Consider the following 25545-nt stretch of genomic DNA (forward strand, 5'->3'; position numbering starts at 1 on the left):
TCTATGACTAAAACTGCTCAATCGGTATGGGAAAACTGTTTGTCTTTTATAAAGGACAATATTCAAGATCAAGCATACAAAACTTGGTTTGAACCAATCAAATCAGTTGAGCTAACCGACAACGCGTTATACATTCAAGTACCAAGTAAATTTTTCTATGAATGGCTCGAAGAGCATTACGTAAAATTATTGAAAGTTGCGCTTACCAAAGAACTGGGAAAAAACGCAAAGTTACTCTATAAAATTAAAATGGAGAACACTTATGGAAATAAACAGCCTTTTACCGAGCAGCTGCCAAGTTCCAACAGAGTTCCAATGAAACCGCAAGAGGTTGATGCTCCGTTTAAAAACTTAAATCCTGAACTTAAAAATCCGTTTGTAATTCCGGGGATCAGAAATTTAAAAATTGAATCACAGTTAAATCCTAATTATAGTTTTGACAATTTCCTTGAAGGAGATTCCAACCGTTTGGCCCGCTCTGCAGGTATGGCTGTTGCCAACAAACCCGGAGGAACATCCTTTAATCCGTTATTGATTTTCGGAGGAGTTGGATTAGGAAAAACACACCTTGCACACGCTATAGGTGTGGAAGTAAAAGATAAATATCCTGAAAAAACGGTTTTATACATTTCTGCCGAGATTTTCACACAACAATATATTGATTCGGTAAAAAAGAACAATCGTAATGATTTCATCCATTTTTACCAATTAATCGATGTTTTAATCATTGACGACGTTCAGTTTTTATCCGGAAAATCAGGAACACAGGACGTATTTTTCCACATTTTCAACTATTTGCACCAAAACGGAAAACAGGTAATTCTAACTTCCGACAAGGCTCCTGTTGACATGCAGGATATTGAGCAGCGTTTGTTATCCCGTTTCAAATGGGGACTGTCTGCTGAATTGCACCAGCCGGATTACGAAACCAGAATTTCGATCTTAAAAAACATCCTATATCGCGATGGTGTTGAGATGCCGGAAGATATTATTGAATATGTAGCGCGCAACATCAAAAGTAACGTTAGAGAATTAGAAGGAGCTATTATTTCCTTAATCGCTCAGTCTTCTTTCAATAAAAAAGAAGTTACTATTGAATTGGCCAAAAGCGTTGTAGAGAAATTTGTTAAAAACGTAAAGAGAGAAATCTCTATCGATTATATCCAAAAAATTGTATCTGATTATTTTCAGCTTGATATCGAAACGCTTCAATCGAAAACCCGAAAGAGGCACGTGGTACAGGCGAGACAATTGGCCATGTTTTTTGCAAAGAAATTTACAAAAGCTTCTTTGGCAAACATTGGCTCACAAATTGGAGATCGTGACCACGCTACCGTATTACACGCTTGCAAAACAGTTGATAATTTAGTTTCTACAGACAAACAATTCAAAAAATTTGTCGAAGACATTAACAAAAAACTAACGCTATAAACGCGCACCATGCCAGTAAAAATCTTAATGGTTTGTTTGGGGAACATTTGCAGATCCCCTTTAGCTGAAGGTATTTTAGCTTCAAAATTGCCCGAAAATAATTTCATCGTTGACTCAGCCGGAACCGGATCCTGGCATGTAGGCCACTCCCCTGACAAACGATCTATAGCAGTTGCCAAAAAAAACGGCCTCGACATTGGAAACCAAAAAGGAAGACAATTCAAAACTGCTGACTTCACTACTTTTGATTACATCTATGTGATGGATTCTTCGAATTATGACGACGTTATCAAACTGGCTCAGAACGAAGCACAAAAAAATAAAGTTTGTCTCATTTTAGACGAATTATTTCCGGGCGAAAATGTAGATGTCCCGGACCCCTACTTCGGTGTCACCAACGGATTTGATAATGTATATCAAATGTTAGACGAAGTAACCGATATCATTTCGAAGAAACTTATCGAAAAACACTTATAAGTTCTTCTTTTCCTAACAACATAAAAAGACAGACATGAAACTTCTCGGAAAACTTTATTTAATTCCAACAACAATGGGTGAAAGCGATCCGATGGATGTTTTACCTCAAACTGTGAAAAGAAGTATCGATTTTATAGACCACTATATTGTTGAAAACGAAAAAACGGCCCGCAAATCCATAAAAGCGGTATCTCCGGAGAAAAAACAATCCGAACTAATTCTTTTTACGCTTAATAAACGTACAGAGCCAAGCGAACATTTAGACTTCATCAAACCTTTACTCGAAGGGAAAAATGTAGGTTTAATGAGCGAAGCTGGTTGTCCGGGAGTTGCCGATCCAGGTGCTGTAATTGTAAAACTGGCACATGAAAAAGGAATTCAGGTAGTACCCTTAGTTGGTCCGTCTTCTATTTTATTGGCTATGATGGCTTCTGGTATGAACGGCCAAAGTTTTACTTTCAATGGCTATTTACCAATTGATAAAGACGAAAAAAAATCGGCATTAAGATATTTTGAAAAACTGTCTCAGGATAAAAATCAGTCTCAGCTTTTTATTGAAACACCTTATAGAAACAACAAATTAGTCGAAGACATTTTACAAATACTGAATCCCTCTACGCATCTGTGTATCGCAACAGACATTACATTACCCACAGAATTCATCAAAACGATGCGTGTTTCGGACTGGAAAAAATTAAAAGTAGATTTACACAACAGGCCAACCATTTTTATCATCCATAAAATGTAAAATTGACTTCTAAATCTTATTTATGAAAAAACTATCCGTTCTGCTATTCCTTTGTTTAACACATTGTATTTCCTCTTCTGACACTAAAAAAGTATCAAAAAATACAACCGCAGAACAAAATGTTACTACAGCCAATGACGATGAAAATGCTGTTTCAGAAATAGATACCCATACAGACGATAGTGAAATTCAAATAAAAGAAGACACCACAGTCTACAATATTGATTCAATAGACGTAAAACCTGATTTTGAAGGAGGACTAAAAAAACTTCATAAATTTATCAGATTTAATTATCACTATCCCGAAGACGAGCTTCAGGTAAAAGGAACAGTCGATGTTAATTTCATAGTTGAAAAAGATGGCACTCTGAGTGATCCAAAATTCACCAAAGACGCAGGTTACGGAACAGGAAAAGAAGCCGTTCGTCTTATGAAAAAATGCCCTAGATGGTTTCCCGGAATACATAATAATGATTCCGTAAGAGTTCGTTATTACTTAACAATACCAATAGACGTATATCAAGATGAGTAAACTCCCAAACATTACCACCAGTATTTTCACTGTCATGTCTAAAATGGCAACGGAACACAATGCGATTAACCTATCACAGGGATTTCCGAATTTTCCAGTAGACGAAAGATTAACAGACATACTGGCTAAACTGACAAAAGAAAACGTGCACCAATATACTCCAATGGCCGGTTATCCGCCATTGATGGAGCAAATCGCAAAATTGGTTCACATCTCCTATAACCGAATCATCAGACCCGAAACCGAGATACTGGTTACAGCCGGAGCCACTCAGGGAATTTTCACTACCATACTGGCTTTGGTAAAAACAGGAGATGAAATCATTATCTTAGATCCGAGTTATGATTCGTATGAATCTCCGGTTTTATTGTGTAATGCAAAACCAATTCGTGTCGCGCTAAATGACGATTATACGCCTAACTGGGAAACGATAGCAAAAGCCTGTTCTTCAAAAACGAAGATGATTATCATCAATAATCCGCACAATCCCACAGGAAAAATTTTGACTGAAGATGATTTTCTTCAACTTGAAAAATTATTAGAGCAACACCCGAATGTACTGGTATTATCTGATGAAGTTTACGAGTACATCACTTTTGAAGAAAAACACATTTCGGCACATACCAAAGAATTTCTTCTAAACCGCTGCATCATGGTTTCTTCTTTCGGAAAATCATTTCACATTACGGGCTGGAAAATTGGTTATACCGTTGCTCCGGAACATTTAATGAAAGAAATCAAAAAAGTACATCAATTTTTGGTTTTTAGCGTGAATAGTATTTCACAAGCTGCTATCAGTCAGTATCTAGATGTTGTGGATGTCAGCCTGCTTGGGAAATTCTATCAGGAAAAAAGAGATTATTTCCAGAAACTGCTTCAAAACAGCCGATTTGAATTGAAACCCTGTGAAGGAACTTATTTTCAGGTGGCTTCTTATGCCGGCATTTCAAATGAAGACGATGTTACTTTCTGTAAAAAATTAATCACCGAACATGGCGTTGCCGCAATTCCAATTTCTTCTTTCTATTCCGATCACAAAGATCAAAAACTAATACGTTTTTGCTTCGCCAAAGACAATGCTACTCTTGAAGCAGCTGCAAAAAAACTATGTGATATTTAAAGTTTATCAAAAATTTATAACATTATTATGCGTGCATCCTATTTATTTAATTAATATTGTAATAAAAAGAAAATCATATGAGCTATACAGATAAAATGTTAAGAGATGACGCTTTAAAAGGCAAAGTCATTGTTGTTACAGGTGGAGGAAGCGGTTTAGGAAAAGCTATGACCAAATACTTCCTGGAATTAGGGGCTCAGGTAGCCATTACTTCAAGAGATTTAGAGAAGCTTAAAAATACTGCTGCCGAACTTGAAACCGAAACCGGAGGAAAATGTTTACCGCTTCAATGTGACGTTCGTCATTATGAAGAAGTAGAGAACATGCTTCAGGAAGTTTTAAAAACTTTTGGAAAAGTGGATGTTCTTTTAAACAATGCTGCCGGAAACTTTATCTCTCCAACAGAACGTTTATCTGCCAATGCTTTTGATACTGTTATCGATATTGTATTAAAAGGATCTAAAAACTGTACACTTGCTTTTGGTAAACACTGGATTGATACCAAACAAACCTCTGCTACGATTTTAAATATTGTAACCACTTATGCCTGGACAGGTTCAGCATACGTGGTGCCAAGTGCAACTGCAAAAGCAGGAGTTCTAGCCATGACCCGTAGTCTGGCTGTTGAATGGGCAAAATACGGAATCCGCTCGAACGCAATTGCTCCGGGTCCATTCCCTACAAAAGGTGCCTGGGATCGATTATTACCGGGAGATTTGGCCGAAAAATTCGATATGGCCAAAAAAGTGCCTTTGAAACGTGTGGGTGATCATCAGGAACTGGCTAATCTGGCTGCTTATTTAGTATCCGATTTTTCAGCTTATGTAAACGGAGACGTTATTACAATTGATGGTGGTGAATGGCTAAAAGGTGCCGGGCAATTTAATCTCTTGGAAGCAATTCCGGAAGAACTTTGGGACCAACTTGAAATGATGATCAAAGCAAAAAAGAATAAATAATTACAAGTGCTTACTAAATTCAGAATACTTTATTAAAACTATACTGATTGCACGAAATCCCGATGGCATTGCTATCGGGATTTTTTTTGCACAACTACTTACTCCTGTCAGCAAACCGGCAATACAAGTAGTTCAGTACGCATTTCCTTGTATTGCTCCGCTGACCAGAGAGTCAAAATTGTTGTATTATTTACACCATTCGCAATTTTCTTAATTAATCCGGAATCTCCGTTAAACTTCTTCTTATAAATTCAATTTTAAAGTTCGGATTCCATTATCAATCCACTTAAATTATTATTTTTGCCGTACAAATATATAACACAAATTTTATGCTCATTATTGGACTTGCAGGAGGAACAGGAAGTGGAAAAACAACAGTAGTACACCAAATCATGAATGAATTACCGGACACTGAAGTGGGCGTAATTTCTCAGGATTCGTATTATAAAGAGACAACGAATTTGTCGTTTGACGAAAGAGCATTAATCAACTTTGACCACCCGCGTGCGATAGATTTTGAATTACTGGTAAAACACCTTAAAGCATTAAAAGCTGGAGAAACTATCGATCAGCCTGTATATTCTTTCATACAACACAACAGAACCGACGATACGGTTTCGACTCACCCGAGAAAAGTTATGATTGTGGAAGGAATTTTAATTTTAACAAATCCGGAATTACGTGATCTTTTTGACATTAAAATCTTTGTTCACGCCGATTCAGACGAAAGATTAATCCGTCGTTTAAAAAGAGACATTTCTGAACGCGGACGTGATATTGACGAAGTTTTAACTCGTTATCAAAACACTTTAAAACCAATGCACGAACAGTTTATAGAACCTTCTAAAGCTTTCGCAGACATTATCATTCCAAACGACAAATACAATACCGTTGCCATTGATGTTGTCCGGGCTGTAATTAATCAACGAATTTTATAATTTTTATTGTAAATTTATTGCATCAAAATTAGAAGATCCATTTAACCTTTTGTGCCTGACCAAGGCACAAAAGGATTATCACTTCTGCCAGAATCAAAACACCAGTCGAAATTACACAACACAAGCGGTTAAATAAAAACTAAAATGAAAAATCCATATAAAGACAAAAAATGGTTCAAACTCCTGAGCAACAAATATGTTTGGGTGTTATTGTTTTTTGTGGTATGGATGTTATTCTTAGATAATTATTCTTATTTTGATCATCGTTTTCTGGACAATCAAATCCACGAATTACAAGACAATAAAAAATACTATCAGGACGAAATAAAAAAGGATCAGGAACAGATCAAACAGCTTAAAAATCCTGAACAAATAGAGAAATATGCCCGCGAGAAGTACTTTATGAAAAAAGACAGCGAAGATATTTACATCATCCAATTTGAAGGAGACACCATTCAAGATAAAGAATAACCCGAAAAAATACCCAATGGCCACTACCCTATTCGACGATTTTAACCCGATTTCATCCAAACAATGGAAACAAAAAATTCAGTTTGAATTAGATGGAGCCGATTACAACCAGACCGTAATTTGGAATTCTCCCGAAGATATTCAGGTAAAACCATTTTACGACCGTGATGAATTCACAAAGGCTGTACCTGTACAAACGCAGGTTTCAAACTTTAAAATCTGCCAGAACATTTTTGTTTACGATATCGAGAAATCAATTCAAAGAGCCATCAATACACTTGAAAGAGGTGCCGAAAGCTTACGCTTTACCATCGAAAACGAAACTACTGATGTTCAGAAATTACTGGAAGCACTTCCTTTAGAAAACAGAGTTGTTTACTTTAATTTGAATTTCATTTCAATCGATTTCGTACAACTGTTAGACCGCATTTCAATTGAAAAGAAAGCGATTTTCTATTGCAACCTTGACCCTATTGGCCATTTGGCGCGAGAAGGAAACTGGTTTACAACAGCCGATAAAAGCAATTTTGATACTCTCGAAAAAATAACAAAAGCCGTAACCAATATCTCCGTTTTAAGTGTAGATTTAGGTTTATATCAAAATGCCGGTGCCAATATCACACAGCAAATCGCGTACAGTTTAGCACATGCCAACGAATACCTGAACCGATTTCCCACTGTGACCCAACCCATTGTTTTTGAAGTTTCGGTAGGCACCAATTATTTCTTTGAAATTGCCAAGCTTCGTGCATTGCGAAAGCTTTTCAACTTAATTGCCGCGGAATACAATTCCGACTTAGAATGTCATTTATTGGTGACACCAACCAAACGAAATAAAACGATTTACGATTATAACGTTAACATGCTGCGCACCACAACTGAATGCATGTCGGCTATTTTGGGCGGTGCAGATGCTATCGCCAACTTACCTTACGATTCCTTGTATCATAAAGACAATGAATTTGGTGACCGAATCGCCCGCAATCAATTGCTGGTTTTAAAACACGAAAGTTACTTTGACAAAGTCGATAATCCGGCAGATGGCAGTTATTACATTGAAAGCCTGACCCTGCAGCTGGCCGAAAAAAGCTTAGCCTTGTTTAAAGACATCGAAGCAAACGGAGGTTTCCTAAAACTTTTAAACGACGGATCGATCAAAAAGAAAATCCAGGAAAGTGCCGCAAAAGAACAGGAATTGTTCGACTCCAAAAAAGAAATTTTGTTAGGTACCAACAAACATCCCAACAAAGAAGACAAAATGAAACACGATTTAGAATTGTTTCCTTTCGTAAAAGTAAAACCAAGAAAAACATTAATTACTCCAATAATAGAAAAAAGACTGGCCGAAAAACTCGAGCAGGAACGTCTAGAACTTGAATAATCTTTTAAAGTAGTTAATTAAACCATACAACGAAGAGTCTCCATGATTAGAAAAGACCTTACACATATTACGTTAGATGTCGACAGTGCAAAGTTAGACGTGCAGAAGCCTGACTCAGAATCCGCACTTCAGAACTTTACAACAGCTGAAGGGATTGAGCTCAAAAAAAAGTACGCTGACAAAGATATTGAAGATTTAGAGTTCCTGAATTTCGGAGCCGGATTTGCACCAAATTTACGCGGACCTTATGCTACAATGTACGTGAGACGTCCGTGGACGATTCGTCAATATGCAGGATTTTCAACCGCAGAAGAAAGCAATGCTTTTTACAGAAGAAATTTAGCTGCCGGACAAAAAGGACTTTCCATTGCTTTTGATTTACCAACCCATCGCGGTTATGATTCCGATCATGAACGAGTGGTTGGGGATGTTGGAAAAGCCGGAGTAGCGATCGATTCTGTTGAAGACATGAAAGTATTGTTCGATCAGATTCCACTTGACGAAATGTCGGTTTCGATGACGATGAACGGAGCCGTTTTACCTATTATGGCTTTTTATATTGTGGCAGCCGAAGAACAGGGTGTAGCTATCGAAAAATTATCCGGAACCATACAAAACGATATTCTGAAAGAGTTTATGGTGCGTAATACGTACATTTACCCTCCAACTCCTTCCATGAAAATCATTGCTGATATTTTTGAATTTACGAGCAAAAAAATGCCCAAATTCAATTCTATTTCCATTTCAGGATACCACATGCAGGAAGCCGGTGCCACTGCCGATATTGAATTGGCTTACACCTTAGCCGATGGCCTTGAATATATCAGAACTGGGCTTTCAACCGGAATGACTATTGATGATTTTGCGCCAAGATTGTCTTTCTTTTGGGCGATTGGAATGAATCATTTTATGGAAATTGCCAAAATGAGAGCAGGTCGAATGATCTGGGCAAAACTAGTCCAGCAATTTAATCCTAAAAGCGACAAATCTCTAGCGCTTCGAACACACTGTCAGACCAGTGGCTGGAGTTTAACAGAACAGGATCCTTTTAACAATGTAGCCAGAACTTGTATCGAAGCCACGGCAGCAGCCTTTGGCGGAACACAGTCACTGCATACCAATGCACTAGATGAAGCTATTGCTTTACCTACTGATTTCTCGGCAAGAATTGCCCGAAACACGCAAATCTTTCTACAAGAAGAAACTAAAATTACCAAAACGGTTGATCCCTGGGGAGGAAGTTATTATGTGGAAAGCTTAACCGATGAAATACTAAAAAGTACCTGGAAACTGATTGAAGAAGTCGAGGAACTAGGCGGAATGACAAAGGCCATTGAAGCCGGAATTCCGAAATTAAGAATCGAAGAAGCAGCGGCCAGAAAACAAGCAAGAATAGACAGCGGACAAGATATAATTGTAGGTGTCAATCAATATCGCTTAGAAAAAGAAGATCCTTTGCATATTCTGGATGTTGACAACCAGATGGTACGTAAACAGCAAATCGATCAGCTTACAACAATTAAAGCAACAAGAGATACTGAAAAAGTAAATCAATCACTCGAAAAATTAATTCATTGTGCAAAAACCGGAGAAGGAAACTTACTAGCAATTGCAATTGAAGCCGCCCGAAACAGAGCGACTTTAGGAGAAATTAGCGATGCCCTTGAAAGTGTATTCGGCAGATTCAAAGCACAAATTAAATCCTTTAGCGGTGTGTATAGTGCAGCAATAAAAAACGACGAGAATTTTGAAAAGGCAAAACAATTAGCGGATGCCTTTGCCAAACAGGAAGGAAGACGTCCGAGAATTATGATTGCAAAAATGGGTCAGGACGGACATGACCGAGGCGCAAAAGTAGTGGCTACCGGTTATGCCGATGTAGGTTTCGACGTAGACATAGGTCCGCTTTTCCAAACACCAGCTGAAGCTGCCAAACAGGCTGTTGAAAATGACGTACACATATTAGGCGTTTCATCACTCGCTGCCGGGCATAAAACGCTGGTACCTCAGGTAATTGAAGAACTTAAAAAACACGGACGAGAAGATATTATGGTCATAGTAGGCGGAGTAATTCCGGCACAGGATTATCAATTTCTCTTTGATGCCGGAGCAGTAGCAGTATTTGGTCCCGGGACAAAAATTAGTGAAGCTGCTATTAAAATCTTAGAAATTTTAATAGACTAAAATAAAAAAATCCCGATAAACTCGGGATTTTTTTATTTTTCTGTTTGATGTCTTTTAAGGGTGTATCGTAGCGTTACTATCCGCTTCAATATAAGAAAGATCATAACCTGCAAAGGCTTTCAGGTAACTTTTTAATGAAGTCCCATAAGCATCTCTAAAATGTCTGCCTCCGTTATTCTTAAAAAAGTTTTTAACCGAACCGGCACCTCCAAGATGTGCAGCGGCTAAAATACCAGACTCGGTAATTTCAATACCACTGATCACTTTCCCTTCATACTTTTCGATTTCATTACGCAAAATCCATTTGTTTTTGGACAATAACGCAATAAAAGCTTTTTCCTGTAAGGCAGGATCCTTTAAAAAGGCTTTGTTGTTTCGAACACCAATGGCTCTCAGTGCCTGAGTCCCAAATTGATATTTTCCCATATAACCAAGTGAATTTACCAAACGGTATTTTCCTTGAGATTCTTTAAAAGCGACGGCTTCTTTAAAACCAATAAGGCGCTTTCCGGTAAATGGGGTGTTTAATTTGTGTAAGGTAGGATAATCATCCTCTTCCTGCGATGGAAACAGGTATTCAGATCCATCTGTTTTTTCTATTAGAAACCACGGTTTGGTTTCCAGATTAAAGGGTTTAAAACCCAAAGTCAAAAATGTAATAATAACGATCAAACTCGCATAAAAATACCACTTCTTTATCATAAATTGTTTTTCTTCAAAACGCTGTCACCTTTTTGAAATTTCTACGGTGCAAAGGTAATAAAAAACAAACAATACTGATAATCAACAAGTTAAGGTTTTCTAAAAATAGAAGGCATGTGCTTTAAGCCCTTTATTGGCGGAGTATTCGAGAGTTGGAGCCGGAATTTTTATAGTGTTAAAAACGGAAAAAATAGTTTTCAAAAAATGCGATTTTGTTTCAATTTTTGTCAAATCTACGTCAAAACTAAGATAAATCTGACGAAATCTTTCAGTGTTTTGAGCGAAATCCAGATTATCTTTTTGTAAATTTCCTGTCAACATTCCCTCCGCTCCATAACCAAAAGCCAGATTTAACCACTTTGGAATTTTGCTTTCTTTTGCGAAAGAATGAAGATTTACAGAAAGCCAATAGGTCTGTCCGTTGTAATCTTTTAAGAGCTGTTCATTTAAAGAACTTCCCAATGTCTGAGGTCTTAAATTTGCGTAATGTGTAGTGTGAAAAGAAAATTTTGGAACAATGCGTTGTTCTTTCCAAAGTAATTCCTGAGAAACATACAAGGCAGTACCCGTTGCATTGGCGATAATATCACCTGAAGAAGCGCCCCATTCGGCCGAAAAACCATCCAGAACTTCAACAGCCGTTAAGAAAGCAAAACCTAAACCTGCTCCGTAAATCAGTTGCTTTTTTTGATCGACACCACTCCAGTTCATCATTTCAGCGCCAAACCTTCCCAAATGATATGCTGAATACATATGCCCTACTTTATCCATCTGAAGCCATTCGTTATTATCATTTATAAAATGAAAATTAGAACGCGGATAATCGGCATACCAAAGCTGGTTTAAACCCAGCAATGTTACTGAAGCCAGAGCAGCTTCAGTAACGATAACTGTATTTTGTCGTTTCTTATTTAAGGTGTCCGAAGGAGTTAAAAAACTTTCGAACCTGCTTTGGGCATTCACAGAAAAAACACCCGGCAACATCAAAACCGATAAGAAAAATATATTTTTAAAACTCAAAACTATCTTGTTACGCCCTGACTGGCAATCCAGTCTGAATATTTTTTTGCATTTACATTATGTTCGGCCAAAGTAGCAGCAAATTCGTGGTATCCGAAACGTTCAACACTAGCGCAAAAATAAATATAATCGTTTTTTTCCGGATTTAAAACCGCTTCGAGAGCTGTAATATCTGGCATCGCGATCGGTCCCGGAGGAAGTCCAATATTCACATACGTATTGTATGGAGATCGCATAAGCAAGTCGTTGTAGAATACTCTTTTGATCACTTGGTCAAAATTGTTATCTCTAAGTTTTAAAGCATAAATTACGGTCGGATCTGCCTGAAGTGGCATTTCTAAACGCAAACGATTCAAATAAACACCGGCAATACGAGGTCTTTCATCTTTTTTTACGGATTCTTTATGAACGATCGAAGCTAAAATAGTAACCTGAACCGGAGTTAATCCCTGTTTTTTTGCCTTTTCAATTCTCTCGGCAGTCCAGAAATTATGATATTCCTTGATCATTTTATCACGGAATTTCTCTGCAGAAGTATTCCAGTAAATTTCATAAGTATTCGGGATAAACATGGCAAAGACATTGTCTTCGTTGAAACCGTTTGCTTTCAAAAATTCCGGATCTTTAAAGGCTTTCATCAAAGACAAACTGTCGGCTTCGATTTCAGAACCTACTCTTCCTGCAAAATTTTCCAGACGCTCCTGATTGTTAAAAGCTAATTTTACCGGAACATTAGAACGCATGGCGCGAACCAAATCCATATTATTCATGTCTTTTTTAAGCAAAAAACGACCTGACTTTACATTTTCAGGATAGCTTCTTTTGTTGGCCACCATCTCAAAATCTTCAAAATTCTTGATATAGGGCTCTAATATTTTCTTTACATCGGTATAATTAGCTCCTGTAGGAACATACACGTACAATTCTTTCTCTTCGAATTTGGTATTGGCACTGAAGATTTTACTAATTAAAATAAATCCGTAAACCATTAAAACTGAAATTACGGCAACAGCAGCTAACGTGATGATTTTTTTTATGCTCAAAGTTTTAAATTTAAATGTGTTTATTAATTAACTGAAACATTGCTTCGTCCTGATACTGGTTGTGGAGCAAAATCCAATCTTTCTTAATTCCTATTTTCTCAAAGCCAAATTTAGTAAAAAGAGCTACACTTGGTACATTTCCCACAGCAATATTTGCATATAATTGGTGCAAATTTAAATTGTGAAATGCATAGTTAATTAAAAGCCCTAATGCCTCAGATCCAACTTTTTGATTTCTATTTTCATCTTTTTGAATGACAATTCCAATACCTGCTCTGTTATTTTTCGGATCAAATTCAAACAAATCAATTAATCCAATCGCCGGAAAGTCCTGATCCTGGCAAATCGCCAAACGCAGTTGCTTGGCCTCGTAAATATCCTGTTGTGCATTTTCAAGATACTGGCGTATCAAAAACCTGCTGTAAGGGGTTTGTGTGTTACTCACTTCCCAAATGCTTTCATCATTTTCCATAGCATACACAAATTCCAAATCATTGGGTTCTAATGCACGCAGATAAATCGAGTCGCCTTTGAGTGTTATCATTTGATTTTTGATTGTAGATTTTAGATTGCTGATTTTTGTGCTTAAATTTCAATAGTTCCTTTGAAAACAAATTTGGCAGGTCCTGTCAAGAAAACATTGGTAAAATGATCTCCTGATTTGTCAAAAGAAACTACCAGTTTACCGCCTTCAACATTCAAATTAATGGAAGTTTCATCGGTTAACCCAATAGCATTCATCGCGATTGCTACTGCGGTTGCTCCTGTTCCGCAAGCTAAAGTTTCATCTTCAACACCTCTTTCATACGTACGTAATGAAAAAGTACTGTTGTCTACTTTTTTCACAAAATTAATATTGCTTCCTTTTTCGCCATACAACTCGCCATAACGAATTGCCGCACCGTTTTCTTTGACATTGTAATGCTCCAAATCATCCACAAGCTGTACGTGATGTGGTGAACCTGTATTCAAAAAAGTATAAGCCTCTTTCTTTTGCACTTCATCAACATCAATCATTTGTAACGAAATAATAGCATCCTCTCCTACCGAAGCATGATGCAAACCGTCGGTTGCAATAAAAGTAGTTTTATCGTCAATTACCCCCAATTGATTGGCAAAAGCAACCAGACAACGACCACCATTTCCGCACATCGAACTCTGATTTCCATCTGAATTATAATAGACCATTCTAAAGTCAGTGTCTGTATCATTTTCTAGCAAAATAAGTCCGTCTGCACCTATTCCGAAACGTCTGTCGCACAGGCGTTCAATCAATTTAATATTGTCTTTTGGAAAGAACTCTGATCGGTTGTCAATCATCACAAAATCGTTCCCTGTACCCTGATATTTATAAAATTCTATTTGCATTTTTTTCTCGTTAATAACCACAAAAGTACGAACAAATAATTAATGAAATGTTAATCAATGTTAAAGAGCGTTAAACCGTTTTTCCAAATAATTTTTTGAAGTATTTTTACGTTAAAATAACCAATAATATAAACTGCAATATGAAAAGATTTTCAACCTTGTTTTTAGTTTCACTGCTTAGTGGTGCGACTACCCTTGGTGCTTACAAATTGTTATTTGAAAGCAACAATTCTTTTTTTGGAAGAGGAAATTCTGTTGTTACTCTTGCCCCCAATTCATTTGGAAGAAACGTAGCTTTATCTGCTGAAACGGTTGATTTTACAGCGGCCGCAGATAAAACCATTCACACTGTTGTGCACGTAAAAAATGTTTCGCGAAGAACAGTCAGCAATCCGATGATGGAATTTTTCTACGGTTATGGAGGTCAACAGCAGCAAGAGCAGGTTGGAACCGGATCCGGAGTTATTATTTCAGAAGACGGATACATTGTAACCAACAATCACGTAATTAAAGATGCTACGGAAATTGAAATCACGCTGAACAATAAAAAGTCATACAAGGCTAAACTAATAGGTACCGATTCTAAAATGGATATCGCTTTACTGAAAATTAATGCCGACGAAAAATTACCTTATACTGCTTTTGCTAATTCTGATTCTGTAAAAATTGGAGAATGGGTCTTGGCTGTAGGAAATCCGTATAACTTAACTTCCACGGTTACGGCCGGAATTGTTTCAGCAAAAGCCAGAAATCTGGACACCAACGGAATCCAGTCTTTCATTCAGACCGATGCTGCAGTAAACCCCGGAAATAGTGGTGGTGCCTTAGTCAATACCAGAGGCGAATTGATTGGGATTAATACCATGATTTCTTCCATGACCGGTTCTTATGTTGGATATTCGTTTGCCGTTCCGTCTAATATTGCCCGAAAAATAATCGAAGACATTATGGAATTCGGAAACGTACAAAGAGGTATCCTGGGTGTTGAAGGTGGAGAATTGAACAGTACCGCTTCTAAAGAGTTAGGCATTACAGAGACACAAGGTTTCTACATTAGCAAAGTATCCAAAAACTCCGGTGCCGAAAAAGCCGGACTTGGTAAAGGAGATATCATCGTGAAACTTGACGACCAAAATATTGCAACTTATGCAGACCTGTCAGGTTACATCAATACAAAACGTCCAAATGATGTCGTTAAAGTGACCTATATTAAAGATGGAAAAACAAAAACAGTTCCGGTAACTTTAAGTAAAAATGAATTTTTCAGTACTGAGTTTAAAGGAATTGAATTAGAAAATATTGATGCTGCGGATAAAAAGAGATTCAAAATTGACTATGGTGTAAAAATCAGAAGTATAACGAATGAAAATTTAATGCAGTATCAAAATGAGTTGCAAGGTAATATCATTCTGAGTATTGATAATGTAAAAGCAACCAATATCGAAACGGTTTCTAAGTTATTAAACAGAAAAAATGAAGGACAAAGCGTACGTCTTGAAATGATAAGTAAATCGGGTGAAATACTTAGAATTATTATTTAAGTCTCGGTTTTCAGTCACAGTTCTCAGTCGCAGTTTGCAGTCATAGTTTACAGTTTTTTTTCACTGAAAACTGTACACTGAGACTGCAAACTCAAAAAAAAAGTCATCTTAGAAATAAGGTGACTTTTTTTATTTTCATCCAAATACGAAGCTGCATTTTTGTTAATCGGAGCTCTCTTTTTTACTCCTAGATAAAAATTATTTTTTACAGCCAATTCAAAAATAAATCATAAAATAGTTTACGAAATCGATTGAAATGGGTACTTTTGCGCAAAATTTAAAAATAGTCGTGTATTTATTTTTTCAATTTAATCAATTATGAGCAAAAAATCTTTGTACCAAAAAGAGGTATCATTACAAGTCGACCGAAGAAGAGCTGGTGTCGAATTAATTAAAATCATAAGCGATTTATGGTATGACAAATCCATCGAAATGGTTCTATTCAAAAACCAATTACTGGATAAAAATGTCAGCGATATTATCAATTTGCATCAATATGCCGGTGAATTTGTAGGGAAGCCTATCACCATTTTTGATTCAGTTGAAATCGCCAGAGTTGTTTTGTCTTTAGATCTTCCGCCTGCTAAATTAGATCTTGGAAAACTAACTTATGAATATCGTTTGGAAGATGAAAAATATCCTGATGCGCGATATTTTGTAATCGAGAAATTGAAAGAAGCAAAATCTTCAGAAGAAATTCAGCCAAAAGATGTTGTTTTGTATGGTTTTGGAAGAATTGGCCGTTTATTAGCCAGAGAATTAATGTCTAAAACCGGAAAAGGAAATCAATTGCGATTGAGAGCGATTGTTACCAGAGATAAAAATGATGCTTCAACATTAGAGAAAAGAGCTTCTCTATTGCGATACGATTCAATTCACGGAGATTTTCAGGGATCAGTTACTGCCGATCCAAAAAACAATGCATTGATTATCAACGGAACCACCGTACATATCATTACTGCAAATTCACCAGAAGAAATTGATTACACACTATACGGAATCAATGATTCATTGGTAATTGATAATACAGGAGCTTTTACTACAGAAGAAGCTTTAAGAAGACATTTAACTTCTAAAGGAGCCAGTAAAGTTTTATTGACTGCTCCTGGAAAAGGAGTTCCAAATATTGTACATGGTGTAAACCATAACGAATACAATCCTGACGAAATTGATATTTTCTCGGCTGCATCCTGCACAACAAATGCAATTACGCCAGTTTTAAAAGCTGTCGAAGATACATTAGGTGTAGTAAAAGGGCATTTAGAGACTATTCATGCTTATACAAACGATCAGAATTTGGTCGACAATATGCATAAAAAATATCGTCGTGGAAGAGCTGCAGCTTTAAACATGGTAATTACCGAAACTGGTGCCGGAAGTGCTGTTGCAAAAGCATTACCATCATTGGAAGGAAAATTAACTTCAAATGCAATTAGAGTTCCTGTTCCAAACGGTTCTTTGGTAGTTCTTAATTTAGAAGTTAAAAAAGCAACTACGATCCCGGCGATCAATAAGATCATGAAAAAATACGCTTTAGAAGGCGAATTGGTAGAACAAATCAAATATTCATTGAATAACGAATTGGTTTCTTCTGATATTGTAGGAACTTCAGCTCCTTCAATTTATGACAGTAACGCTACAATTGTTTCTAAAGACGGGAAAAACATTGTATTATACATTTGGTACGATAACGAATACGGTTATAGCCATCAGGTAATTCGTTTGGCAAAATACATTGCCAAAGTAAGACGTTTTACTTACTACTAGGATATACCAAAACCATCCATACTGCAAAAGCCATCAAGTTTTCCTGATGGCTTTTGCTTTTTTAATTGTAAGCCAGTTCAATTCTACTCGCTTAAAATAGACTTACACCACTTCCTTAAATTATATTGGTAAAACGGTAGTGCTCTTTACTTCAGAAATAACAAAAACAGTATTGATAAGAGAAACCTCGGGAAGGACAGATAATTTTTTTTGATGAAAATGATGATAGCTTTCCATATCAGGAATGATCACTTTTAACATATAATCAAAATTTCCCGAAACATAGTTACACTCAACCACTTCCGGTAAATTTAAAATCGACTGATTGAATCCTTCCGACGTATCATAAGTCTGTTTGGTTAGTGTGACCTGGCAATACACCGTCAGATTGTTACCTAGTTTTTTCTTGTTTAAAATCGAAACATACTTCTCTATAACTCCTTCTTTTTCAAGACGTTTCACCCGATCATGAACAGGTGTCAAAGACAGGTTTATTTTGTTTGCGATATCTTTTAAAGTATAATGCGCATTTTCCTGTAAAAGTCGTAAGATTTTCTTGTCAATATCATCTAAAGCCATAACGAAATCGTTTTCATTGATTAATAAAATTTAGTCATTTTTTCTTTTTAGAGGCAATTTAATTTCCTTAAACAGTATATTTTTCTGTAAAAGTAAAAAATAAAATAATATTTTCTTATTTATTACTCATTAATCAATAATATATTCTCTATCTGTAGTTTTGTAAAACAATTTCAACAAAAAATAAAAAAGATAACAAAATGATAATAGGTGTTCCAAAAGAAATCAAGAATAATGAGAACCGTGTAGCATTAACTCCAGCAGGAGTTTCTGAAATGAAAAAACACGGACATACTGTTTATGTACAAGCTACTGCCGGTTTAGGAAGTGGTTTCGCTGATGAAGAGTATGCAAATGCAGGTGCGGTAGTTTTAGGAACTATTGAAGAAGTATATGCAATTGCTGAAATGATTATTAAAGTAAAAGAGCCAATTGCTTCTGAGTACCCATTAATCAAGAAAGATCAATTATTATTTACTTATTTCCACTTTGCTTCATCAGAACCATTAACTCATGCTATGCTTGAAAAAGGTGCTGTATGTTTGGCTTACGAAACAGTTGAAAAAGCAGATCGTAGTTTACCATTATTAGTACCAATGTCTGAAGTAGCGGGACGTATGGCTATTCAACAAGGTGCAAAATACCTTGAAAAACCATTAAAAGGAAGAGGAATTCTTTTAGGAGGTGTTCCAGGTGTACCACCAGCAAAAGTATTGGTTTTAGGTGGTGGAATCGTAGGAACTCAGGCTGCTAAAATGGCTGCTGGTTTAGGTGCTCAGGTAACTATCATGGACTTAAGCTTACCACGTTTACGTTATTTAGATGATATCATGCCAGCTAACGTGAATACAGAAATGTCTAACCACTACAACATCACAAAAGCAATCGCTACTGCTGATTTAATTGTTGGTGCAGTTCTAATTCCAGGAGCAAAAGCACCTCACTTGATCACTCGTGATATGTTAAAATTAATGCGTCCAGGAACTGTTGTTGTTGACGTAGCAGTAGATCAGGGTGGATGTATCGAGACTTGTACTCCTACAACTCACGAAAACCCAACTTTCATTATTGATGATATTGTTCACTATTGTGTAGCTAATATGCCGGGAGCTGTTCCTTACACTTCTACTTTAGCTTTAACAAATGCAACTTTACCATACGCTGTACAATTAGCAAACAAAGGATGGGAAAAAGCTTGTAACGAAAACGAAGAATTGAAAAAAGGATTAAACATCGCTAATGGAAAAATCCTTTACAAAGGAGTTGCAGAAGCTTGGAATCTACCTTTCAACGAAGAATTAGTGTTAACAAACGCATAGTCTTAACATTAAAATAAGTGCTTACTAAAACACTATCAAAAGGCTTTTCTTAATTGAGAAGCCTTTTTTTATACCCACAAAAAAAACCTGTCATGAAAAACAAGACAGGTTTTTTTATTATTTTATAAGTATGAACTATTTTTCATCCAAAACTTCCTGCAATACTTTTGCTTCGGTTCCATTTGGAAAACTTACTTTAATTTTTTGCGCTATTGTCGGAGCAATTTCTGTAATCGCTTTTTTATCATAGGATTCTCCTTTTTTAATGTGCCATCCATAAAAAATAGCCGGTACGTGAGTATCATAACTATAAGGCGTTCCGTGTGATGTTCCTGTAGTAGAATATTCGATATCTCCAGGTTTATCCAAAATAATTAAGTCTCCATTTTGAGTAACATCATAGCCTTTTGCCACAAAATCAAGGTAATAATCCTTACCGGAATTGGCCAAAATTTCTTCCTCTGTATACACTCGCTTCACCTGAGGTTGCGAAATTAGAAACTCTTTGAAAATCTGTTTTACTTTCGCCAATTCAAGTCCTTTTTTCTTAAGAACTGGTTTATTCAAAAACACATTAAAGTTGGAATAATTTAGAATTAAATCTACACCAAATGTTTTTATAGAGAAATCTTGTAAACTCTTTTTTACTTCCTTTGCAGGGTAATTATTTACATTATATTTTCTGTCTTTTAAGTAAATTACATTTTCAGCACCTGCATGATCTGCCGTTAAAAATAATAAGTAATTGTCTTTCCCAACAGTCTTATCCAAATAATTCAAAAAGTCAGCTATCGTCTGATCCAGTCTCAAATAGGTATCCTGAAGCTCCATAGATCTTGGCCCAAGTAAATGCCCTACGTAATCTGTAGAAGAAAAACTAACCGTTAAGAAATCTGTAATACTATCTTTTCCTAATTCTTCTTTCTCAATTGCTTTCATAGCAAACTCAGCTAATAAATCATTCCCATAAGGTGTAGCTCTTAAGATTCCGGCATCATTCTTTTCATACATATTCTTTAAGTCATAAGGAAAAACCGGAGCGGCACTTCCGTATAACTTTCCTTCATAAGGATTATTATCCGGTAAACTCTCGTTATAAACCGAAGCTGGCTTATACAAATCCCATCCCTTATTGATATATGGCATATAATGTTTTTCATTATTGAAATCTGAAACCCATTGCGGTAACTTTTCACCGTAGAAAGTACTCGAAATAAACGAACCTGTCTTACTGTACCAAAAAGCCCAGTTTGCAAAATGTCCAGCCGGTAAGATCGCTCCACGGTCTTTAAGACTCATACCAATCACCTTTCCTTCAAAATTAGTTGCCATTCTCACTTCATCGGTAATAGTAGTACTTTGCAGATTTTTAGGCGACATAGCCCCTTCTTCTACCGTACCATCCCCTACTGTTTTCACACCCGCATCATCCGTACAATACGTTTCCTTACCAAGCGTTCTGCTAAACCATTCATTCCCGACAATTCCATGAGTTGCAGGAGTAGTTCCGGTATATATAGAAGCATGCCCGGGTGCCGTATAGGTAGGCATATAATTGTAATGCATATTTTGAAAAGTATATCCATTATTCATCAATCGTTTAAATCCATTAGACGAAAAATCATCTGAGAACCGATACAAATATTCCATTTTCATCTGGTCTACCACAATACCTACCACCAACTTAGGGCGCTGTTGAGCACTTAAATTTGAGATTACAAATAGTGTCAACAATACAATAGTTTTTTTCATACTTAAATTATAATGTTTCAAACAAAAATACTGATTCACTTTTAAAAAAAACTACCATACCAACTTAAAAAACTAAAATCGACTATAATTTAACAGAATCAAAACTAATAAGATAACTATGGCGTTCCCCTCCGGGTCGGGCTGTTCGCTAAATCTTTTGCGATAAAGGTTTTCGGAGATTATTAGAAGATTAAAGGCATCGCAAAAGGATACCGCTGCCATCCCTAACGCAGTTTACAGCAAAAAAGAAGATTACCCAAAGGATACAACCTAAAATAAAAAACAAACAGAAAAAAATCCGCTCCCATCCTCTTTTTCGCGCAGCGAATCAGCACAATCCGCGATCTATTTTAAAACAGTAGATCAGCCAAGGATATAACCCAAAATAAAGAACAAACACAAAAAAGATCCGTTCCAATCCGCGTTTTCGCATAGCGAATCAGTACCATCCGCGGTCTGTTTTTTAACCACAAAGATTGGTTTGATACTTTTTTTTGCAATTTCTAAGAATTTCAGAAGATTTAAAAACCGCTATAAAACAAAAAACCCTGTTTCGATTAGAAACAGGGTTTAAAAAAAGAAAGGCGACGACATACTCTCCCACATAACTGCAGTACCATCTGCGCAGGCGGGCTTAACTACTCTGTTCGGGATGGGAAGAGGTGAGCCCCGCCGCAATAACCACCTTAAGAAGTTATAATTGCTTTGGGCAATTTTTTTTAATTAATAATTGATAATTCACAATTGATAATTAAAATAATATTTTAACATACTGAGATAAAGAAAAGTACTTTTATTTACTATTTTAGAAAGTTTCTTCCTCCGGGTTGCCCCGGAGGAAAAGGGTGTACATAAGCTTACGGATTATTAGTACTACTCGACTATGACATTACTGCCTTTACATCTATAGCCTATCAACGTGGTCATCTTCCACGATCCTTAAAAGAAATCTCATCTTGTGGTGGGTTTCGCGCTTATATGCTTTCAGCGCTTATCCCTTCCAAACGTAGCTACTCTGCGGTGCCCCTGGCGGGACAACAGATACACTAGAGGTTTGTCCAATTCGGTCCTCTCGTACTAGAATCAGATCCACTCAAATTTCTAACGCCCACAGTAGATAGAGACCGAACTGTCTCACGACGTTCTGAACCCAGCTCGCGTGCCACTTTAATGGGCGAACAGCCCAACCCTTGGGACCTTCTCCAGCCCCAGGATGTGACGAGCCGACATCGAGGTGCCAAACCCCCCCGTCGATATGAGCTCTTGGGGGAGATCAGCCTGTTATCCCCGGCGTACCTTTTATCCTTTGAGCGATGGCCCTTCCATGCGGAACCACCGGATCACTATGCTCTACTTTCGTACCTGATCGACCTGTATGTCTCTCAGTCAAGCTCCCTTATGCCATTGCACTCTACGCACGGTTACCAAGCGTACTGAGGGAACCTTTAGAAGCCTCCGTTACTCTTTTGGAGGCGACCACCCCAGTCAAACTACCCACCAAGCAATGTCCCCCGCAATACGGGGTTAGGCCTCAGATAAACAAAGGGTTGTATTTCAACAATGACTCCACAACGCCTGGCGACGCCACTTCACAGTCTCCAACCTATCCTACACATCATTTATCCAAGGTCAATACTAAGCTATAGTAAAGGTGCACAGGGTCTTTTCGTCCCACTGCGGGTAAACGGCATCTTCACCGTTACTACAATTTCACCGAGCTCATGGCTGAGACAGTGTCCAGATCGTTACACCATTCGTGCAGGTCGGAACTTACCCGACAAGGAATTTCGCTACCTTAGGACCGTTATAGTTACGGCCGCCGTTTACTGGGGCTTCAATTCAATGCTTCTCCGAAGATAACATCTCCTCTTAACCTTCCAGCACCGGGCAGGTGTCAGGCCCTATACTTCATCTTACGATTTTGCAGAGCCCTGTGTTTTTGATAAACAGTCGCCTGGACCTCTTCACTGCGGCCCCGATTGCTCGGGGCGACCTTTCTCCCGAAGTTACAGGTCTATTTTGCCTAATTCCTTAGCCATGAATCTCTCGAGCACCTTAGGATTCTCTCCTCAACTACCTGTGTCGGTTTACGGTACTGGTACTAATTACCTGAAGTTTAGAGGTTTTTCTTGGAAGCCCTTAGGCGCACTATCTCTTTGTCCGAAGACTCCGAGTACTATCGTATTTCCCCAAGACGCGTGGATTTGCCTGCGCATCTTATAGGTAGGTACTTCAACGAACTATTCCGTCAGTTCGCGGCGCTTTCATCACTCCGTCACCCCATCACAGTAATTAGTAGTACGGGAATATTAACCCGTTAGCCATCGACTGTCCCTTTCGGGTTCGCCTTAGGACCAGACTAACCCACAGCTGATTAGCATAGCTGTGGAAACCTTAGTTTTTCGGTGTGCGGGTTTCTCGCCCGCATTATCGTTACTTATGCCTACATTTTCTTTTCTAACCAGTCCAGCATACCTGACGATACACCTTCAACCCTGTTAGAATGCTCCCCTACCACTTACAATTGCTTGTAAATCCATAGCTTCGGTAATACGCTTATGCCCGATTATTATCCATGCTCGTCCGCTCGACTAGTGAGCTGTTACGCACTCTTTAAATGAATGGCTGCTTCCAAGCCAACATCCTAGCTGTCTGGGCAGACAAACCTCGTTCTTTCAACTTAGCGTATATTTGGGGACCTTAGCTGATGGTCTGGGTTCTTTCCCTCTCGGACTTGGACCTTAGCACCCAAGCCCTCACTGCTGAGAAACATTATATAGCATTCGGAGTTTGTCAGGAATTGGTAGGCGGTGAAGCCCCCGCATCCAATCAGTAGCTCTACCTCTATATAACTTTACGCTCAGCGCTGCACCTAAATGCATTTCGGGGAGTACGAGCTATTTCCGAGTTTGATTGGCCTTTCACCCCTACCCACAGGTCATCCGAAGACTTTTCAACGTCAACCGGTTCGGTCCTCCACTGTGTGTTACCACAGCTTCAACCTGCCCATGGGTAGATCACACGGTTTCGCGTCTAACACTACTGACTAAAGCGCCCTATTCAGACTCGCTTTCGCTACGGATCCGTGACTTAATCACTTAACCTTGCCAGCAACGTTAACTCGTAGGCTCATTATGCAAAAGGCACGCCGTCACCCCACGAAAGGGCTCCGACCGCTTGTAAGCGTATGGTTTCAGGATCTATTTCACTCCGTTATTCACGGTTCTTTTCACCTTTCCCTCACGGTACTGGTTCACTATCGGTCTCTCAGGAGTATTTAGCCTTAGCGGATGGTCCCGCCAAATTCAGACAGGGTTTCACGTGCCCCGCCCTACTCAGGATACCACTATCTATTATACTCGTTACCCATACGGGGCTATCACCCTCTATGGCGTCACTTTCCAGTAACTTCCGGTTCCTTGTACATAAAATGTCGTGGTCCTACAACCCCAACAATGCCGTAACATCATTGGTTTGGGCTAATCCGCGTTCGCTCGCCACTACTTACGGAATCACTTTTGTTTTCTTCTCCTCCGCCTACTTAGATGTTTCAGTTCAGCGGGTTTGCCCACCTATCGGTGTACTATGTCTTCAACATAGTGGGTTGCCCCATTCAGGTATCTACGGATCAATCGGTGTGTGCCCGTCCCCGTAGCTTTTCGCAGCTTATCACGCCTTTCATCGCCTCTGAGAGCCTAGGCATCCCCCATACGCCCTTATTTTGCTTATTGTACCAATCATAAATTTAATTATGACCGTTTTTTTTTGTCTTTTGTTATTAAATAACAAAAAACGCTTTCTACTTTTTATTATTTTCTTATCTCAATATGTCAATGAACTTTTATCCTTTCGGATCTGTGGAGAATAACGGAGTCGAACCGTTGACCTCCTGCGTGCAAGGCAGGCGCTCTAGCCAGCTGAGCTAATCCCCCATTTTTCAATCTTAGATTGTAGAATTCAGATTTTAGATTTCTAATTCTTCTCTAATTTCCTTTGGTGAATTCCAACTTCTAGAATTTCCTTATTTAAGTATTTCAGTCTTTTTTAGTTTGTTGTTATTGTTGTTGTTTTTTATTAATAATTAATAATTAACAATCAACAATTCTAAAAAAGTAGTCCCGGGCAGACTCGAACTGCCGACCCCTACATTATCAGTGTAGTACTCTAACCAGCTGAGCTACGAGACTCTGTTTTACTTAATTTTCATTTTTTT

The 25545-nt window shown here is 37.8% G+C and carries 20 protein-coding genes, 2 tRNA genes and 2 rRNA genes; 13 read left to right on the forward strand and 11 right to left on the reverse strand.

Annotated features, from left to right (window positions below; all coding sequences use genetic code 11):
• The first annotated feature begins 3 nt into the window (after positions 1-3).
• The 10 genes from dnaA (at position 4) to scpA (ending at position 10241) form a co-directional block, all read left to right on the forward strand.
• Positions 4-1431, forward strand: coding sequence for a chromosomal replication initiator protein DnaA (gene dnaA / locus OLM61_RS03105; protein WP_065451227.1), 1428 nt, complete (start codon positions 4-6; stop codon positions 1429-1431).
• A 9-nt stretch (positions 1432-1440) separates the two neighbouring features.
• A complete protein-coding gene (locus OLM61_RS03110; protein ID WP_264525057.1) occupies positions 1441-1908 on the forward strand; it encodes a low molecular weight protein-tyrosine-phosphatase in 468 nt (155 codons plus the stop codon).
• A gap of 34 nt (positions 1909-1942) precedes the next feature.
• Entirely contained in the window at positions 1943-2656 is a 714-nt protein-coding gene (locus tag OLM61_RS03115; RefSeq protein WP_264525058.1) for an SAM-dependent methyltransferase, read from the forward strand.
• Between the two features lie 22 nt (positions 2657-2678).
• Positions 2679-3188 (forward strand): energy transducer TonB, encoded by a 510-nt coding sequence (locus OLM61_RS03120; protein WP_264525059.1) that lies wholly within the window; start codon positions 2679-2681, stop codon positions 3186-3188.
• On the forward strand, positions 3181-4308 hold the full coding sequence (locus tag OLM61_RS03125; protein WP_264525060.1) for a methionine aminotransferase: 1128 nt from the start codon (positions 3181-3183) through the stop codon (positions 4306-4308). Before OLM61_RS03120 ends, OLM61_RS03125 begins: the two co-directional genes overlap by 8 nt.
• Positions 4309-4385: 77 nt before the next feature.
• Entirely contained in the window at positions 4386-5267 is an 882-nt protein-coding gene (locus OLM61_RS03130) for an SDR family oxidoreductase (RefSeq protein ID WP_264525061.1), read from the forward strand.
• A 329-nt stretch (positions 5268-5596) separates the two neighbouring features.
• Complete coding sequence (gene udk, locus OLM61_RS03135; RefSeq protein WP_173966195.1) at positions 5597-6205, forward strand: uridine kinase; 609 nt, start codon at positions 5597-5599, stop codon at positions 6203-6205.
• Positions 6206-6349: 144 nt separating this feature from the next.
• Positions 6350-6676, forward strand: coding sequence for an FtsB family cell division protein (locus tag OLM61_RS03140; RefSeq protein ID WP_264525062.1), 327 nt, complete (start codon positions 6350-6352; stop codon positions 6674-6676).
• 16 nt (positions 6677-6692) lie between these two features.
• Positions 6693-8057, forward strand: a complete 1365-nt coding sequence (locus OLM61_RS03145; protein ID WP_264525063.1) for a methylmalonyl-CoA mutase subunit beta — start codon at positions 6693-6695, stop codon at positions 8055-8057.
• 42 nt (positions 8058-8099) lie between these two features.
• Entirely contained in the window at positions 8100-10241 is a 2142-nt protein-coding gene (gene scpA, locus OLM61_RS03150; protein ID WP_264525064.1) for a methylmalonyl-CoA mutase, read from the forward strand.
• Positions 10242-10295: 54 nt separating this feature from the next.
• On the opposite strand, the gene OLM61_RS03155 is transcribed toward scpA, so the two are convergent.
• The 5 genes from OLM61_RS03155 to dapF form a co-directional block, all read right to left on the reverse strand.
• On the reverse strand, positions 10296-10943 hold the full coding sequence (locus OLM61_RS03155) for a peptidoglycan-binding protein LysM (protein ID WP_264525065.1): 648 nt from the start codon (positions 10941-10943) through the stop codon (positions 10296-10298).
• Between the two features lie 99 nt (positions 10944-11042).
• Positions 11043-11963, reverse strand: coding sequence for a YfiM family protein (locus OLM61_RS03160; RefSeq protein ID WP_264525066.1), 921 nt, complete (start codon positions 11961-11963; stop codon positions 11043-11045).
• A 2-nt stretch (positions 11964-11965) separates the two neighbouring features.
• Complete coding sequence (gene mltG, locus OLM61_RS03165) at positions 11966-13006, reverse strand: endolytic transglycosylase MltG (RefSeq protein ID WP_264525067.1); 1041 nt, start codon at positions 13004-13006, stop codon at positions 11966-11968.
• A 10-nt stretch (positions 13007-13016) separates the two neighbouring features.
• Complete coding sequence (locus OLM61_RS03170) at positions 13017-13550, reverse strand: GNAT family N-acetyltransferase (RefSeq protein WP_264525068.1); 534 nt, start codon at positions 13548-13550, stop codon at positions 13017-13019.
• Between the two features lie 41 nt (positions 13551-13591).
• On the reverse strand, positions 13592-14374 hold the full coding sequence (gene dapF, locus OLM61_RS03175; RefSeq protein ID WP_264525069.1) for a diaminopimelate epimerase: 783 nt from the start codon (positions 14372-14374) through the stop codon (positions 13592-13594).
• A 140-nt stretch (positions 14375-14514) separates the two neighbouring features.
• Here dapF and OLM61_RS03180 point away from each other — a divergent pair, with 140 nt between their 5' ends.
• Both OLM61_RS03180 and OLM61_RS03185 read left to right on the forward strand, forming a co-directional pair.
• Positions 14515-15915, forward strand: coding sequence for a trypsin-like peptidase domain-containing protein (locus OLM61_RS03180; RefSeq protein WP_264525070.1), 1401 nt, complete (start codon positions 14515-14517; stop codon positions 15913-15915).
• 318 nt (positions 15916-16233) lie between these two features.
• On the forward strand, positions 16234-17682 hold the full coding sequence (locus OLM61_RS03185; protein WP_264525071.1) for a glyceraldehyde-3-phosphate dehydrogenase: 1449 nt from the start codon (positions 16234-16236) through the stop codon (positions 17680-17682).
• 120 nt (positions 17683-17802) lie between these two features.
• Here the strand turns inward: OLM61_RS03185 and OLM61_RS03190 are convergent, their stop codons facing one another.
• Positions 17803-18261 carry an Lrp/AsnC family transcriptional regulator gene (locus OLM61_RS03190; protein ID WP_264525072.1) on the reverse strand — a complete coding sequence of 153 codons (459 nt, stop codon included), beginning with the start codon at positions 18259-18261 and terminating at the stop codon, positions 17803-17805.
• Positions 18262-18461: 200 nt separating this feature from the next.
• Here OLM61_RS03190 and ald point away from each other — a divergent pair, with 200 nt between their 5' ends.
• A complete protein-coding gene (gene ald / locus OLM61_RS03195; protein WP_264525073.1) occupies positions 18462-19580 on the forward strand; it encodes an alanine dehydrogenase in 1119 nt (372 codons plus the stop codon).
• Between the two features lie 135 nt (positions 19581-19715).
• Here ald and pafA read toward each other — a convergent pair whose 3' ends face one another.
• From pafA to OLM61_RS03220, 5 genes are all read right to left on the reverse strand, one after another.
• A complete protein-coding gene (gene pafA / locus OLM61_RS03200; RefSeq protein ID WP_264525074.1) occupies positions 19716-21332 on the reverse strand; it encodes an alkaline phosphatase PafA in 1617 nt (538 codons plus the stop codon).
• Positions 21333-21911: 579 nt separating this feature from the next.
• A 5S ribosomal RNA gene (gene rrf / locus OLM61_RS03205) occupies positions 21912-22021 on the reverse strand.
• Between the two features lie 158 nt (positions 22022-22179).
• A 23S ribosomal RNA gene (locus OLM61_RS03210) occupies positions 22180-25063 on the reverse strand.
• A gap of 127 nt (positions 25064-25190) precedes the next feature.
• Positions 25191-25264, reverse strand: a tRNA-Ala gene (locus tag OLM61_RS03215).
• 181 nt (positions 25265-25445) lie between these two features.
• Positions 25446-25519 (reverse strand) — tRNA-Ile (locus OLM61_RS03220).
• Positions 25520-25545: the final 26 nt, after the last annotated feature.

It is taken from the genome of Flavobacterium sp. N502536 (genome assembly GCF_025947345.1).
GTDB lineage: Bacteria > Bacteroidota > Bacteroidia > Flavobacteriales > Flavobacteriaceae > Flavobacterium.

What these genes read in the sequence shown, in the direction of transcription:
- OLM61_RS03110 (WP_264525057.1), top strand. Translation starts at nt 1,441, where the DNA reads ATGCCAGTAAAAATCTTAATGGTTTGTTTGGGGAACATTTGCAGATCC.
- OLM61_RS03180 (WP_264525070.1), top strand. Translation starts at nt 14,515, where the DNA reads ATGAAAAGATTTTCAACCTTGTTTTTAGTTTCACTGCTTAGTGGTGCG.
- OLM61_RS03185 (WP_264525071.1), top strand. Translation starts at nt 16,234, where the DNA reads ATGAGCAAAAAATCTTTGTACCAAAAAGAGGTATCATTACAAGTCGAC.
- OLM61_RS03145 (WP_264525063.1), top strand. Translation starts at nt 6,693, where the DNA reads ATGGCCACTACCCTATTCGACGATTTTAACCCGATTTCATCCAAACAA.
- OLM61_RS03130 (WP_264525061.1), top strand. Translation starts at nt 4,386, where the DNA reads ATGAGCTATACAGATAAAATGTTAAGAGATGACGCTTTAAAAGGCAAA.
- ald (WP_264525073.1), top strand. Translation starts at nt 18,462, where the DNA reads ATGATAATAGGTGTTCCAAAAGAAATCAAGAATAATGAGAACCGTGTA.
- OLM61_RS03115 (WP_264525058.1), top strand. Translation starts at nt 1,943, where the DNA reads ATGAAACTTCTCGGAAAACTTTATTTAATTCCAACAACAATGGGTGAA.
- OLM61_RS03170 (WP_264525068.1), bottom strand. Translation starts at nt 13,550, where the DNA reads ATGATAACACTCAAAGGCGACTCGATTTATCTGCGTGCATTAGAACCC.
- dnaA (WP_065451227.1), top strand. Translation starts at nt 4, where the DNA reads ATGACTAAAACTGCTCAATCGGTATGGGAAAACTGTTTGTCTTTTATA.
- OLM61_RS03120 (WP_264525059.1), top strand. Translation starts at nt 2,679, where the DNA reads ATGAAAAAACTATCCGTTCTGCTATTCCTTTGTTTAACACATTGTATT.
- OLM61_RS03140 (WP_264525062.1), top strand. Translation starts at nt 6,350, where the DNA reads ATGAAAAATCCATATAAAGACAAAAAATGGTTCAAACTCCTGAGCAAC.
- OLM61_RS03155 (WP_264525065.1), bottom strand. Translation starts at nt 10,943, where the DNA reads ATGATAAAGAAGTGGTATTTTTATGCGAGTTTGATCGTTATTATTACA.
- pafA (WP_264525074.1), bottom strand. Translation starts at nt 21,332, where the DNA reads ATGAAAAAAACTATTGTATTGTTGACACTATTTGTAATCTCAAATTTA.
- scpA (WP_264525064.1), top strand. Translation starts at nt 8,100, where the DNA reads ATGATTAGAAAAGACCTTACACATATTACGTTAGATGTCGACAGTGCA.
- OLM61_RS03190 (WP_264525072.1), bottom strand. Translation starts at nt 18,261, where the DNA reads ATGGCTTTAGATGATATTGACAAGAAAATCTTACGACTTTTACAGGAA.
- dapF (WP_264525069.1), bottom strand. Translation starts at nt 14,374, where the DNA reads ATGCAAATAGAATTTTATAAATATCAGGGTACAGGGAACGATTTTGTG.
- udk (WP_173966195.1), top strand. Translation starts at nt 5,597, where the DNA reads ATGCTCATTATTGGACTTGCAGGAGGAACAGGAAGTGGAAAAACAACA.
- OLM61_RS03125 (WP_264525060.1), top strand. Translation starts at nt 3,181, where the DNA reads ATGAGTAAACTCCCAAACATTACCACCAGTATTTTCACTGTCATGTCT.